The organism is Panacagrimonas perspica (genome assembly GCF_004364935.1).
GTDB lineage: Bacteria > Pseudomonadota > Gammaproteobacteria > Nevskiales > Nevskiaceae > Panacagrimonas > Panacagrimonas perspica.
Map to the genome: position 1 here is coordinate 485,060 of NZ_SOBT01000008.1, position 13,950 is coordinate 499,009.

Here is a 13,950-nt window from a genome sequence, read left to right on the forward strand (position 1 = left end):
GCCGGTGATCCGGCGGGCTTTTTCTTTGGCGTCGGCGACCGGTGTGTTGGGGCGCGGTTCGAGCCCTTCTACACTCAAGCCGGCCTCGCAGGACCTCCATGAACACCGAATCCCTCTTCGCACCCTTCGTTGATCGGCCCGGTTTCGCCAGGCTGCTGGCAGCGGCGCTTCTGCTCGTGGCTTGCGATCGTGCTCCCGCGCCGGTCCAGAAGACGCCGCCGCTTTCCGCGAATGAGGCCGCTGATGCGTCCCTCGACGTGCCCGCGAACACGTCCACGCTGACGGTCGAAGGCAGCGCATTCGTGCTGCGAGTAGCGGACGGCCGGGTGCTGCGCGGAGCCGAGCTGCAGGGAGCCGTCCTTCACGTCGCGCTCGATGGCGGGCAGGTGGCGCCGCTGAAGCTCGCGTCGATCGTCCCTGATCCCGAGACGCCCGAGATCCTGCGTCACGACTTCCAGACCTCGGACGGGCAGGGCGGCTGGAAGACGGCGTGTCCGCCGAACGCGGACGGGGAAACCTGGGGCTTCCCGGTGTCGCTGCCCGAAGGTCATCCCGGACGGGACGGCGACGTCACGGTGACCTGCGTGTCCGGTGCGGTCGGCAAGTGCGTGCGCTGGGGCTATCCGCCGTGGATGAAGGGTCCGGGTGGCGAAGACCTCGCGCCGTTTCACGCCGCCTGCGTGCACATGGCGCGGGCCGACTATTGCGGTGACAACCGGCCGCGCACCAAGGAAGGCACGTCCATCGACAACTACGACGATCTCGGCATCCAGCGTCGCGGCGCAGCGAAAGACCCTGCCTACGTATTCGAGGCGGGCTGGGGCGCGCAGGGCGCGGTGTGCGTGGCGCATCCGCGCTGGTCCGACGTGGCGACGCTCGAACAGATCCAGGCCGACTGTCCGCGGCTGGCGGCAGTGCCGCTCTGCAACGAGGCCAGCGCCCGCGGCCTCGGGGCGCGCATGTTCAACACCTCCAAGCTGCTGCCCGCCCGGTAGTGCGACGCAACGCACGCGCGACATTGCGCTGACACCGTATGTCGCTGCACTGGCATCGGCCTGATACGGGCGGCGCCTAGTCTGGTTTCAACGAAGGCACATCGCTTTCGACCCGACTGGAGCAGCCCCGATGAACGTTTCCACTTCCTTCCGCCGCACCGCCTTTGCCGTCGCCGCACTGGCGTCTTTCGCGTTCGGTCCGTCCGCATCGGCCGAAGGCTTTTCTGGCGGCGTGTTCGTCGCGGCTGGCGACGTCGACGGTGATGGCGCCTACCGCGGCGGCGTGAAGATCGCCGTCAGCGACGTGAACTACATCGGCCGCGACGGCAACTGGTTCAACCCTTCCAACTGGAGCAGCGGCCGCGTGCCGGGCGCTGGCGACAACGTGATCCTCGACGGCAACGACTACGTGCTGATCGATGGCGGTGCCGATCCGTCGGCGACGCGCGTGTCGTTCGGCGATCTGGTCGTCAGCAGCGTCGCGGTCCTGGAAGTGCGCAACGGCGCCATCGTGCAGACGCGCAGCCAGGTGCTGAAGGACGACGGCCAGATCATCTTCCGCGCCTCGGGCGACGTCGGCGAGAGCCTGATCGTCGACCGCTCGTGCACCGACTGCGTGCTCGTGCAGAACCCGAACCAGAAGAGCAAGCGCATCGTCGTGCTGCAGAGCAGCGTGACGACCGACATGGGCCTGGGCGGCACCGAGCCGGCGACGCTGACGCGCGACGCCAGCGGCCAGATGCAGCTCGCCGCGGGTCGCGGCCATTACTCGACGCTGACCGTCGACACCGCGGTGATCGACGGCGATCTCAAGCTGTCGACCTACTACGGCTTCAGCCCGATGCCGGGCGACCAGTACCAGATCATCACCGTCAACGGCCGTCGCACCGGCGAGTTCATCGGCGTCCCGGAAGGCGGTTACGTGGGCTGCACCGAGAACCATGTCGGCCTGCGCCTGAGCTATGAAGGCGGCGATGGCAACGACATCGTGATCTCGGCCGAGCAGACTGATCCCGCGACCTGCCTGCTGCTGCCGGCGGTGCAGAAGGTTCGCGAGGCCGCGGCGCGCCTGAACGTGCAGGCCCGCATCGACAAGCTGCCGCTGGCGGCCGCGGTGGAACAGGGCGTGGCGCAGACGCGCGAGCACATCCTGCTGGCCAGGCAGATCGGCGTGCCCTCGGCCACCGATGGCGCCGCCGAAACGGCGAAGGGCACGACCAAGCTGCCGTCGCCGACGACGCCGATCTCGGGCCCCAAGCCGCCGAAGAAGTAAGCCGGCTCTCCGTCGATCCGGCTGGCAAGGCCGCTGACATCATGTGTCAGCCGGCTGACATCGACGGAAGCACGCCGGACACCACGGGGCCGTAGCCTGCAAAGGCACGGCCGGGATTCCAGTCCCGATGCGTGCGTCCCACAGTCCCAGCCGGTGTTTCCGGCAGAGCCCGCCGACATGAACGATGCGCCCAAGCCTGCTGTGCCCCGCGATCTGAGCCGCCTGCGCGACGGCCATTTCGACGGGGCCGCGCAGGAACGGCTGATGACCGACCTGGCCGAATCGCTGCCGGGCGCGGTGTTCCAGCTCGAGTCGGACGACAAGAACAACCTTCGCTACAACTTCGTGTCCGGTCGCGCGCGCGAGGTGCTCGGCGTCGAGCCGCAGGCCATCCTCGACGATCCGCTGCTGCCGTCGAAGCTGGTGATCGCGAAGGACTCCTCGGTGCTGTTCAACGCGTACCGTGATTCCGCTCGCGGCATCCGCCCGGTGAGCGCCGACGTGCGCATCCTGCGTCCCGACGGCCAGCAGCGCTGGATCCGCACGTTCGCCACCTGCCGCAAGGCCGGCGGCAACGTGATGTGGAACGGCTACTGGAACGACGTCACGGACGAAGTCGAGGCGCGCGAGAAGCTGGAGCGCTCCGAGGCGCGGCTGCGTGCCATCGTCGACACGGTGCCCGGCGTGCTGTTCCAGCTGCGTCGCGACGCCGACGGCAGCATCGGCATCAACTATCTGTCGCACGGCAGCGAGGAGATGTCGGGCATCCCGCACGAGGAATTGCGCCGCGATTTCGGTGCCTTCCTGCGCGCGGTGCACGAGGAGGACCGCCCGCAGATCGCGGAGGCGCTCGAGCGCTCGGTGTCGGAGATGAAGGTCAAGGAGCACACCGTGCGCGTGAATCACCGCGACGGCAGCCTGCACTGGATCACGAACATCGTGTCGCCGCGCCGCAACGAGGATGGACAGGTGCTGTGGGACGGCATCACCGTCGACATCACCGCGCACAAGCGGACCGAGGAAGCACTTGTGCATGCCGAGACCCGCATGCGGGAGATCGTAGGCTCGGCGCCGGGTGCGGTGTACCAGGTGGTCATCGGCGCCGACGGCGTGCTGCGATTGCCGTACGTCAGCGAAGGGTTGATCGATCTGGTCGGCATCGCCAAGGCGGACGCCGAAGCGGACGTAGGCTGCCTGTTCGCCCAGGTGCAGACCCTGGACCTGCCGCGCCTGCAGCGTGCGATCGTCGCGACGGCGCAGCAGCGCGAGACGCTCAGCTTCGACTTCCAGTTCCGTCATGCGCTCAGCGGAGAACTGCGCTGGCTGCGGTCGCGCGCGACCGCCGTGCGAGGGGCAGGCGGCGAGGTGGTGTGCAACGGCTTCTGGCAGGACATCACCGACTTCAAGACGCTGGAAGCGGAGCTGCGCGACGCGCGCGACGCCGCGCAGGTGGCCGAACGCCGCGTGCGTGACATCACCGACAGCCTGCCGGGTGTCGTGTTCCAGATGGTCTATCCCGTCGACGGCCCGGCGCGCGTTGCGCATGTCAGCGAGGGTATGCGCGAGCTGACCGGCATCGACCGCGATGCGGCGATGACCAACCTGTCGGTGCTGATCCAGAACGTGGTGCCCGAGGACCGCGCACACGTGATCGCCGAAACGGCGCGCATGGCGCGCGATGCCGGCACCTTGCGCATCGAGTTCCGCCTGCGCCACACGCTGACCGGCGAGATTCGCTGGCTGCTCGCGCGCTCCGCCGGGCGCCGCATGGAGGACGGCAGCGTCGTCTCCAACGGCTTCTGGCAGGACATCACCGAGATCAAGACGCTGGAGGCCGAGCTGCGCGACGCGCGCGACGTGTCGCAGGCCAGTGCGGTGCAGTTGCGCGTGGTCACCGATTCGCTGCCGGGCATGGTCTACCAGTACAACGTGGCGCCCAATCTGGTGGGCACCTACACGATGGTCAGCGACCAGGGCCCCGAGATGTTCGGGCGCACGCGCGAGTGGATCACCGGCACGCCCAACAGCCTGCTGTATCTCGTGCTCAAGGAAGACCAGCCCAAGCTGATCGGCGCGTTCCTCGAGGCCGTGCGCAGCCGCGGCAACGTGGATTTCACCTACCGCTCGCAGCTGGCGGGCGATCGCATCGGCTGGCTGCGCACGCGCGCGCGTCCGATCCCGCAGGCCGACGGTGGCGTGGCCTGGAGCGGTTTCACGATGGAAGTCACCGCGGAGATCGAGGCGCGCCAGCAGCTCGAGGTGGTCGAGAAGCGGCTGCTCGAAGAAGCCAAGGCTGGCGAGCGGCGCGTGCGCGAGATCACCGAATCGTTGCCCGGGGTCGTCTACCGGATGGAGAACGTCGGTCGCAACACGACGCGCTTCACCGACATGACGGACGCGGCGCACAAGTTGTATGGCTACACCCGCGAACAGATCATGGCCAATCCCGCGTTGATGAGCGACGGCGTGCACCCGGACGATCGTGTCGCGATGCGCGATGAGCTGATGTCCTCGGCGCGTGCGGGCCGCCAGGCGCAGATGAATTTTCGCTTCAACCGTCCCGACGGAACCTTCCGCTGGCTGCGCACCTACGCAGCGGCACAGTTGATCGACAACGGTGTGGCCTGGGTGGGCTACACGGCAGATGTCACCGCAGAGCGCGAGGCGCGTGACCGCGCCGATGAGGCGATGCGTCAGCTGACGGTGGCGCGCGACGCCGCCGAAAGCGCGCAGCAACGCATGAGGGCGATCTTCGATCACACCAAGATCGGCCTGGTGATGATCGACGCGAACAAGAATTTCTCCGACGCCAACCCTTCGCTGCGCGAGCTGCTGGAGATCGCGGACGAGGAACAATTCGCGCGCGAATTTCCGAAGTTCTCGCCGCCGACCCAGCCGGATGGCCGCGATTCGATGGAGAAGGCGGCCGAGGTCATCGGCGTCGCATTCGAGCGCGGCTACAACCGCTTCGACTGGATGCACCAGACGTATTCCGGTGAGCCGCGACCCTGCGAGATCGCGCTGACGCGCGTGGAGCTGGGCGGCAAGCCCACGATCTTCGCGACGATGACCGACATGCGCGAGCGCCTGCGCTACGAAACGCAGCTCATGCGGGCCTCGGAGGAAGCGCGATCGGCCTCGCAGGCCAAGAGCGAGTTCCTCGCCAACATGAGCCACGAGATCCGCACGCCGATGAACGCGATCGTCGGGCTCACGCACCTGGGCTTGTCGAGCACCGATCCGACGCGCCTGCGCGACTACCTCGGCAAGATCGACACCGCGGCCAAGTCGCTGCTGCAGATCATCAACGACATTCTCGATTTCTCGAAGATCGAGGCGGGCAAGCTGTCCCTCGAATCGACGCCGTTCGACCTGTATTCGGTGCTCGACAATCTCTCCGGCATGCTGAACCTGCGCGCGGCGGAGAAAGGGATCGAACTGCTGTTCGCGGTCGAGCCCGGCATCAGCGCACAGCTCATGGGCGATCCGCTGCGCCTGGGGCAGATCCTGCTGAACCTGACCGGCAACGCGGTCAAGTTCACCGACAAGGGCCAGATCGTCGTGCGGGTGAAGACGACGAAGAAGGGCAAGGACTTCGTTCGGCTGCGCTTCGAAGTGACCGACACCGGCATCGGCCTGTCCGCAGAACAGATCTCGCGGCTCTTTGAATCCTTCTCGCAGGCCGACACCTCGACCACGCGCCGTTACGGCGGCACGGGTCTGGGCCTGGCCATCTCGCAGCGCCTGGTGGACCTGATGGACGGCGAGATCGCGGTCGACAGCGTGCAGGGCAAGGGCAGCACTTTTCACTTCACGGCGCGGTTCGGTCTTGCGCCCGAGACCGCCAAGCGCACGCCCACGCCCAAATCGATGCGCGGCATGCGCGTGCTCGTGGTGGATGACAACAGCACCGCGCAGTCGATCCTGCAGGCCTACCTGGAGTCCTTCGGCTTCGTCGTGGAGACCGTCAGCGACGGACAACGCGCGGTCGAGGCCATCCGCAATGCCGGCCCGCAGGCTTTCCGGCTGGTGCTGATGGACTGGCAGATGCCGGGCATGAACGGCATCGAGGCGGCGCGGCGGATTCGCGAGCTGTCCAGCCCCGAGCCCTCGGTGATCATCATGGTGACCGCGTTCGGCCGCGAGGAAGTCGAGCACCAGGCGCTGTCGGCCGGTCTCGACGGTTTCCTGATCAAGCCGGTGAATCCTTCCGTTCTGCTCGACACCATTCTCGATGCGTTCGGCAGGGAGGCTGCGCTGGAAGCGGGACCGGTGTCGTCGGCGATCGCGCCGACGGTGTCGCTCGAAGGCCTGCACGTGCTGCTCGTGGAGGACAACGAGATCAACCAGGAAGTCGCGATGGAGCTGCTCAAGCGCGCGGGCATCACGGTGGATCTGGCGAAGAACGGACGCGAGGCGGTGGACCTGGCGTCCGCCAAGGATTACGACGCCGTGTTGATGGACGTGCAGATGCCGATCATGGATGGGCTCGAGGCTACGCGGCGCATCCGTCGCCTGGAGTCGCTGCGCGCCACGGTCCCGATCATCGCGATGACCGCCAACGCGATGGCCGAGGACCGGCAGCGTTGCATCGAGGCCGGCATGAACGATCACGTCGGCAAGCCGGTGGACGTGAGCCGGCTGCACAAGGTGCTGGCGCAGTGGACGCGCGGTGCTGCGCGTAGCCCGGACGTTGAATTGCGCGAAGCCAAAGAGCGGGAGCTTCTACCTCGGCAGGAAGCCTTCCCGGACTTCGTCCGGGTTACGGTTCCGCCAACCTTGCCCGGCGGTCAGGCTGGGCCCGACGCCAGGTCTGCGCCGGAAGAACCGGATTTCGACTTTCCGCTCGCGGTCCGCCAGATGGGCGACAGCGTGGCGCTGTGGGAGAAGCTGGCGCGGCGCTACGGGGCATCGGCTTCACCGGCCGCGCAGATCATGCAATCGCTGGCGGCCTCGGATCGTGAATCCGCGCGTCGCAACGCGCATACGCTCAAGGGCGTCGCGGCGACGCTCGGGCTTCTGGCGCTCAAGCGCGCTGCGGCCGAAGTGGAACGCGCGCTGGCCGCCGGCTCCGGCGTGGCGATGCCCGACCTCGAGGAACTGACCCGCGCGGACGAGACAGCGCGCCGGGTGATCGGTCAGCATCTGTCGAAATGACGACGCACTGGATGGACGGAGACCTGCTGTGAAATCCCGTATTGCGGTGGTGGACGACGACGAGATGATCCGCGAGGTCGTCGTCGAGTATCTGACCGGCCAGGGTTTCGACGTCCTCAGCCTCGACGGCGGTCCAGCGCTGCGTGCCGCTTTCGCCACCACCCCGCCGGACTGCGTGATCCTGGATCTGGTGATGCCGGGCGAAGATGGCCTGAGCGTGCTGCGCTGGATCCGCAACGGGTCGGCCGACCTTCCGGTGATCATGCTGACCAGCGCGGATGGCACCGCCGACCGGGTCGTGGGGCTGGAACTGGGCGCCGACGATTACGTCTCGAAACCGGCCGATCTGCGCGAACTGCTGGCGCGCGTGCGCAGCGTCCTGCGCCGGCGCACCGGCGCCGCGTCACCGCCGCCGATGGCGCAGCCGGTTCCGCTGGTCGAGCAACGCAAGTCCGCCGGGCCGGGCGAGGCCTGGTTCGGTCGCTGGCGGCTCGATCGTGCGCGGAGGCGCCTGGTGGATTCGGCCGGCGAGGTGCTGCCGGTGACCGGAGCGGAGTTCGGCCTGCTGTGCGTGTTCGCGGATCACCCGAGCGTGGTGCTGTCGCGCGACAAGCTGCTGGAGCTTTCGGGCACGGATCCCGGGGAAGTGTTCGATCGCGCCATCGACCTGCGGATCACGCGTCTGCGGCGCAAGATCGAGCCGGTTCCCGGGGATCCGACGGTGATTCGCACGATTCGCGGGCATGGCGGCGGCTACGAGTACCTGCCTTCGGATGGACCCAACTACGGGCGCTGATCGTCCGGACTGCCGGAAGGCGCTGGTTCGGCTGGAAATCCCGGACCGAATGGCTACAATACGCGCCCTTTTCGCAGCCGCTCGGCCGCGAAGCTTTTGAGATTGAACTGCATGGTTACGATTCGTCTGGCTCGCGCCGGCTCCAAGAAGCGCCCGTTCTATCACGTGGTTGCCACCGACAAGCGCAGCTCGCGCGACGGACGCTTCATCGAGCGCCTCGGCTTCTACAACCCCACCGCGCAGGGCAAAGAGCAGAAGCTCGTGCTCGACGTGGCCAAGATGAAGGACTGGCAGAGCAAGGGCGCGCAGGTTTCCGAGCGCGTTTCCTACCTCGCCACGACGCTTCCCGCCGCCACGCCCGTCGCGGCCTGAGCAGCAGGATGAGTCGCCGGCTGACGCTCGGTCGCGTCGCCGGGGTGTACGGGGTCAAGGGCTGGGTCAAGCTTCGTTCGTTCACCCGGCCGATCGACAACCTCCTGGATTTCCGCGAGTTCTGGTTCGCCAAGGGCGAGGGCTACGCGGGCCGGCTGGCCGAAGGCAAGCTGCATGGGGACGGCATCGTCGCCCGCCTGAGTGGCCCCGACGGCAAGCTGATCGAGGATCGGGACATGGCGGCTGCGCTGATCGGGACGGAAATCCAGGTCGAGCGAAGCCAGATGCCACGGCTCGAGCAGGGCGAGTACTACTGGTTCGACCTGGTCGGACTCGAAGTGCGGAACCTGGAAGGCGTGGTGCTGGGCAAGGTGGACGAGGTGACCAGCAACGGCGCGCAGGATGTGCTGGTGGTTCTGGATGGTGAGACGGAGCGGCTGATCCCCTTCGTGCACGGTCCGATCATCCAGTCGGTGAGCACCGGCGACGGCGTGATCGTCGCGGACTGGCAGCCGGATTACTGAATCTGATGTTCCGGGATGACGCACGATGATGAAGATCGAAGTCGTCACGCTGTTTCCGGAACTGGTGGATGTGGTGAAGCGGCACGGAATGCCGCGGGTGGCGGTGGAACAGAAGGCGCTGGAGTTGAGTTGCACCAACCCCCGTGATTTCGCCCAGAACCGCTGGCGCAAGGTCGATGAACGGCCTTTCGGCGGCGGTCCGGGGATGGTGATGCAGGCCGAACCGCTGGCGCTGGCGATCGAGAACGCGAAAGCGAATCTCGGACCGGCGACCAAGGTGGTGATGATGTCGCCCCAGGGCGAGCGCATGGACCAGTCCTGGTTCGAGCGACTCGGCAAGGAAGCGGGATTGGTGGTGTTGTGCGGTCGTTACGAGGGCGTCGATGAGCGCCTCGTGTCGAGCGTGGTGGACGTGGAGCTGTCGCTGGGCGACTTCGTGCTGTCGGGAGGCGAATTGGCGGCGATGGTGATGATCGATGGCATCGCACGGCTGTTGCCGGGAGTGCTGGGTCATGCGGAGTCGGCGGGTCAGGATTCGTTCTCGAACGGCCTGCTCGACCATCCCCACTATTCACGGCCGGTGGATTGGCGCGGCGAAGCGGTACCGGACATTTTGATGAGTGGCGACCACGCCAAACAGGCGCGGTGGCGGCTCAAGCAGGCACTGGGACGGACGTGGTTGCGTCGCCCGGACTTGCTGGACAAGTTGGAACTGGATGCGGAACAGCAGACCCTGCTCCGCGAATACGTGTCAGAGCAGAAGGCAGGTGGATCATGAGCAACGCAAACAAGATCATTCAGTCGGTCGACGCCGAGCAGTTGAAGCAGAACGTCCCGACGTTCAATCCCGGTGACACCGTCGAGGTCAAGGTCAAGGTCAAGGAAGGCGACCGCGAGCGTCTTCAGGCGTTCGAGGGCGTGGTGATTGCCAAGCGCAGCCGCGGCCTGAACTCCGCGTTCACCGTCCGCAAGGTTGCGCACGGCGAAGGTTGCGAGCGCACCTTCCAGCTGCACAGCCCGCAGGTCGCCGAGATCGCCGTGAAGCGTCGTGGCGACGTGGCACGCGCCAAGCTGTACTACCTGCGTGATCTGGCCGGCAAGAAGGCGCGCATCAAGGAAAAGCTGTCCTGATCCTGCGTGGCTTCGCGTCGATCTGACGCGAAGCGCCCTTCGGATCACGTGGTACGAGGGCCTGGACATCGTCCGGGCCTTCGTCGTTTCTGTCGTTCGGACAGGGTGCCCGACAGGCCTTCGGACACACCGATGGTGACGGTCCTCACACTGCGAAGTGCACACCTGGATATATCCATAGCACCTGCCTTGCGGTCCGGTTTACCCGGGCCCTAGTATGGCCTCCGGATCGCGAGACTAGGTCCGTCCTTCGGATACACAACTGGGAGTTCAATATGAAGAAACTGGTCGCTGGTGCTGTCCTGCTTGTTGCTTCCTCGTCGGTCTTCGCGGAGGCCCCGGGTGGCCCGAACTGCGGTTGGGGAAACATGCTGTTCAAGGGCCAGTCCGGCTTCGTGGCCCACTTCCTGGCCAGCACGACCAACGGTACGTCGGGCAATGCCACGTTCGGCATGACCACGGGCACCAACGGTTGCTCGGTTGACGGCAAGCTGACCTACGGCGGCAAGGCCATGGTCGGTGCGATGTTCGACGAGTTCTCCGCCGACGTCGCAGTGGGTGAGGGTGACGCGCTGAACGCCGTCGCCGCCGCCTACGGTGTCAGCAAGGAAGACCGCGCCGCGTTCGCCACGCTGGCCCACCAGAACTTCGCCGCGCTGTACACGAGCGAGAACGTGACGGCTGAAGAAGTCGCCACGAATCTGGAAACGCTGATGAAGGCTGACGCAACGCTGTCGAAGTACGTCATCTGAACTTTCGCGACTGCCGCCTGATGGCGGCAGTCCGATGGTCCAATCGGGCCCGGTATCGCTTAGATGCCGGGCTTTTCTTTTGAACGCCCCGAAGCGATGTCCTCGACGCGCGCACTCGTCCCGTTCCTGATCGCACTGTTCGCCTTGTTGCCGACCCCGAGCTGGTCGGCCGGTACGGCCTGGGAACAGGCGCAGGCCAGCGAGCTGTGGCAGCGCAACGAATGGATCAAGCTGGGTCACTACAAGCCGGGCACCTGGCCCGGGTCCTGGCGCAGCCAGACCGAGGATCCGCGCTTCTTCATGGCGGCCAACGGCGCGGTCGATCCGCGTGCCGAACTCCAGGCGACGCTCGAGGGTTTCGCCGCCTCCGCCGAATCGGGTGACGAGCACGCGCAGTGCCGGTTCGTCGCTCGCCTGAGCTGGCTGCGTGCGGAGCTGGATATCGGCGATCTGCCGCAGCCCGACTGCGCCAAGTACCGGGAATTCAGGGAGCAGGTCAACGCCACGCGGGCGGTCCTGGTCTTTCCGTCCTATTACCTCAACAGCCCCTCGTCGATGTTCGGCCACACCTTGCTCCGGCTGGATCCGGGCGAGGCGGACGGCGGCTCCGAGTACCTGTCCTTCGCCGTCAATTTCGGTGCGCTGGTGGACCCGAACGACAACGGCCTTTTCTATGCCTTCAAGGGCTTGGCCGGCGGATATGCCGGCCAGTTCGAGGTGGACCACTACTACAAGAAAATCCGCGAGTACAACCACGGCGAGAACCGCGACATCTGGGAGTACCCGCTCAATCTGACGGCCGAGGAAACGGAGCGGCTGATCCAGCATCTGTGGGAGCTGCGCCGGATCAACTTCGCGTACTACTTCTTCGACGAGAACTGCTCGTACCGGATCCTGGAGATGCTCGAAGTGGCGCGTCCGGGATTGGACCTGACGAGCGCGTTTCCGCTGACCGCGATTCCGATCGACACCGTTCGTGAGGTGGAGCGATCGGGGCTCGTTCGCGACAAGCACTTCCGGCCTGCCCAAGGCACCGTGCTCAAGCAGCGTCTGGCGGGTGTGCCGCCCCGGCTTCGCGAACGGGTGATCGAGATAAGCCGGTCGCCCGATCGGCTCAACGACGCCGACGTGCAGGCGCTCGATCCGGCCACTCGCGCGTTGCTGATCGATTCCGCCTACAAGTTCCTGCGCTACGAGCAGACCGGCATGGAGCGCGACCCCGAGGTCGCGCAGCGCAGCTTCCGGCTGTTGCAGGCCCTGCAGGCGCGTGCCGCGGATCTTCCGCCTCCCGCAGCTCAGCCCGATCCGTCGACGTCGCCCGATCTGAGCCACGGCAGCCGGCGACTGGCCGTCGGCGCCTGGAACGAAGACGGACAGGACTACCTGAGCCTTGGCCTGCGCATGTCGCTGCACAGCCTTCCGGAGAACCGCAACGGCTTCCCGGTGGGCGCGCAGATCAACCTCGGCAACTTCGATCTGCGGATCGAGGACGACGGCAAGGTCGATCTCAATCGCTTCGACGTCGTCGACATCCTGTCGCTCAGCCCGCGGGACCGCTTCTTCAAGCCGCTGTCGTGGGCCGTGAGGACCGGCGTCGAGCGTCAATGGACCGACGATCGCGAGCATCGGGTGGCGCACATCAACGGCGGCATCGGTGCGACGCGCACGCTGTGGGCGGACAACCGGGTCTACGGTCTGACCACCGCCCGGCTGGAGAACAACTACGGCTTCGCCGATCCGCTGCAGCCTGCGCTGGGCCTGCGCGGCGGGCTGCTGTTCAATGCCGGACCCGTGATCCTGCAGTGGGAAGTGAGCGCGGAGAAATTCGCCAATGGCGAGCTTCGCAAGATCGCGGACCTGAGCCACAACCTGCGCCTGTCGCGTAACCAGGCGCTGCACCTGGAACTGCTCTGGCGGGACCAGCAGCCCGACGATACGCTCGCCGTCGGCCTTCGCTACCAGTACTACTACTAGGAACAGGGCGCTAGCCGGGACGCTCTTCGATGCCGCAACCTCAGCCTTGAACGTGCTCGATTCGCAGGTCGCCTTCGCGATCGCAGATGCCCGAACCGCTTCCTCGCTTCGGCTTCTGCGCGGGCACTTGCACGGCGTACTGCTGCTCTGTTTCGCGCTGTGCGGATGCACCTCGGTCTTCCTGCAACCCGACCACGTGCAGTACTTCCAGAACCGGACGCTCGGAACGCCGGTCGAGGATGTCTGGCTCGCCGCGCGCGATGGCAGCCAGCTCCACGCGCTGTACCTGCCGGCCCAGGGAACGCCGCGCGCGACACTGCTGTTCCTGCACGGCAACGCCGAGAACCTGAGTTCGCACGTCTACGCGGTGAAGTGGCTGCCGGCACAGGGCTACAGCGTGCTGGCGCTCGACTATCGCGGGTACGGGCTGTCGCAAGGCGACAAGAGCATCGACGCCGTCCACGAGGACGCCGAGTCGGCGCTCGCCTGGCTGGTTGCCCGCGATGCGGGCGCCCATGGACCGCTGATCGTCTATGGCCAGAGCCTGGGCGGGTCCGTCGCGATGCGTCTGGCCGCGACTTCGCCGCTGCGCGAACACATCGCTGCGGTGATCGCCGACAGCGCGTTCTCCAGCTATCGCGACATCGCGCGCGAAAAGCTGGGGCAGGTGTGGCTGACCTGGCCGCTGCAATGGCCGCTGTCGCTGCTGATCTCCGACCGCTACTCGGCGATCGACGTCGTCGATCGCATCAGTCCCATTCCGCTGGTACTGATCCAGGGTGAGCGCGACGTCATCGTCGACACTCACCATGCGCAACGGCTGTACGCGGCAGCCGGAGAGCCCAAGCAGTTGTGGATGGTCCCGGAAGGGCTGCATATCGACGCCGTCTCCCGCGAACCGGTGCGCGCCCGCTTCCTCGATTTCCTGAACACGGTGCAGCCCCGCCCTTGAAAAAGGGGCAGGGGTGCACATTCG

Annotated in this window: 11 protein-coding genes; all 11 read left to right on the forward strand. The window is 66.5% G+C overall.

The genetic code is table 11. The features are described 5' to 3' along the window. The first annotated feature begins 98 nt into the window (after positions 1 to 98). The 11 genes from DFR24_RS02195 (at position 99) to DFR24_RS02245 (ending at position 13,926) form a co-directional block, all read left to right on the forward strand. Complete coding sequence (locus DFR24_RS02195) at positions 99 to 995, forward strand: ADYC domain-containing protein (protein WP_133879711.1); 897 nt, start codon at positions 99 to 101, stop codon at positions 993 to 995. A 130-nt stretch (positions 996 to 1,125) separates the two neighbouring features. Continuing rightward, positions 1,126 to 2,268: a hypothetical protein gene (locus DFR24_RS02200; RefSeq protein ID WP_133879712.1), complete on the forward strand. Its 1,143-nt coding sequence runs from the start codon at positions 1,126 to 1,128 to the stop codon at positions 2,266 to 2,268. A 177-nt stretch (positions 2,269 to 2,445) separates the two neighbouring features. Continuing rightward, a complete protein-coding gene (locus DFR24_RS02205; RefSeq protein ID WP_133879713.1) occupies positions 2,446 to 7,425 on the forward strand; it encodes a PAS domain-containing protein in 4,980 nt (1,659 codons plus the stop codon). Positions 7,426 to 7,453: 28 nt separating this feature from the next. After that, positions 7,454 to 8,221: a response regulator transcription factor gene (locus tag DFR24_RS02210; protein WP_210772563.1), complete on the forward strand. Its 768-nt coding sequence runs from the start codon at positions 7,454 to 7,456 to the stop codon at positions 8,219 to 8,221. A 111-nt stretch (positions 8,222 to 8,332) separates the two neighbouring features. Next, entirely contained in the window at positions 8,333 to 8,593 is a 261-nt protein-coding gene (gene rpsP, locus DFR24_RS02215; protein ID WP_133879714.1) for a 30S ribosomal protein S16, read from the forward strand. A gap of 8 nt (positions 8,594 to 8,601) precedes the next feature. Continuing rightward, positions 8,602 to 9,117 carry a ribosome maturation factor RimM gene (rimM, locus tag DFR24_RS02220; RefSeq protein WP_133879715.1) on the forward strand — a complete coding sequence of 172 codons (516 nt, stop codon included), beginning with the start codon at positions 8,602 to 8,604 and terminating at the stop codon, positions 9,115 to 9,117. A 25-nt stretch (positions 9,118 to 9,142) separates the two neighbouring features. After that, complete coding sequence (gene trmD, locus DFR24_RS02225) at positions 9,143 to 9,895, forward strand: tRNA (guanosine(37)-N1)-methyltransferase TrmD (RefSeq protein ID WP_246051486.1); 753 nt, start codon at positions 9,143 to 9,145, stop codon at positions 9,893 to 9,895. Beyond that, positions 9,892 to 10,248, forward strand: coding sequence for a 50S ribosomal protein L19 (gene rplS / locus DFR24_RS02230; protein WP_133879716.1), 357 nt, complete (start codon positions 9,892 to 9,894; stop codon positions 10,246 to 10,248). Before trmD ends, rplS begins: the two co-directional genes overlap by 4 nt. Positions 10,249 to 10,523: 275 nt before the next feature. Further along, the gene (locus DFR24_RS02235) at positions 10,524 to 11,000 is read left to right on the forward strand and encodes a DUF3015 domain-containing protein (RefSeq protein WP_133879717.1); all 477 of its coding nucleotides are present in this window, start codon (positions 10,524 to 10,526) and stop codon (positions 10,998 to 11,000) included. Positions 11,001 to 11,096: 96 nt separating this feature from the next. Beyond that, positions 11,097 to 12,974 carry an Lnb N-terminal periplasmic domain-containing protein gene (locus DFR24_RS02240; protein WP_162850989.1) on the forward strand — a complete coding sequence of 626 codons (1,878 nt, stop codon included), beginning with the start codon at positions 11,097 to 11,099 and terminating at the stop codon, positions 12,972 to 12,974. Positions 12,975 to 13,101: 127 nt separating this feature from the next. Beyond that, positions 13,102 to 13,926: an alpha/beta hydrolase gene (locus DFR24_RS02245; RefSeq protein WP_162850990.1), complete on the forward strand. Its 825-nt coding sequence runs from the start codon at positions 13,102 to 13,104 to the stop codon at positions 13,924 to 13,926. The last annotated feature ends 24 nt before the right edge of the window (positions 13,927 to 13,950 follow it).

Excerpts from the sequence above, each read along its gene's own strand:
- DFR24_RS02195 (WP_133879711.1), top strand. The coding sequence starts at position 99 with ATGAACACCGAATCCCTCTTCGCACCCTTCGTTGATCGGCCCGGTTTC.
- DFR24_RS02200 (WP_133879712.1), top strand. The coding sequence starts at position 1,126 with ATGAACGTTTCCACTTCCTTCCGCCGCACCGCCTTTGCCGTCGCCGCA.
- DFR24_RS02205 (WP_133879713.1), top strand. The coding sequence starts at position 2,446 with ATGAACGATGCGCCCAAGCCTGCTGTGCCCCGCGATCTGAGCCGCCTG.
- rpsP (WP_133879714.1), top strand. The coding sequence starts at position 8,333 with ATGGTTACGATTCGTCTGGCTCGCGCCGGCTCCAAGAAGCGCCCGTTC.
- rimM (WP_133879715.1), top strand. The coding sequence starts at position 8,602 with ATGAGTCGCCGGCTGACGCTCGGTCGCGTCGCCGGGGTGTACGGGGTC.
- trmD (WP_246051486.1), top strand. The coding sequence starts at position 9,143 with ATGATGAAGATCGAAGTCGTCACGCTGTTTCCGGAACTGGTGGATGTG.
- rplS (WP_133879716.1), top strand. The coding sequence starts at position 9,892 with ATGAGCAACGCAAACAAGATCATTCAGTCGGTCGACGCCGAGCAGTTG.
- DFR24_RS02235 (WP_133879717.1), top strand. The coding sequence starts at position 10,524 with ATGAAGAAACTGGTCGCTGGTGCTGTCCTGCTTGTTGCTTCCTCGTCG.
- DFR24_RS02240 (WP_162850989.1), top strand. The coding sequence starts at position 11,097 with ATGTCCTCGACGCGCGCACTCGTCCCGTTCCTGATCGCACTGTTCGCC.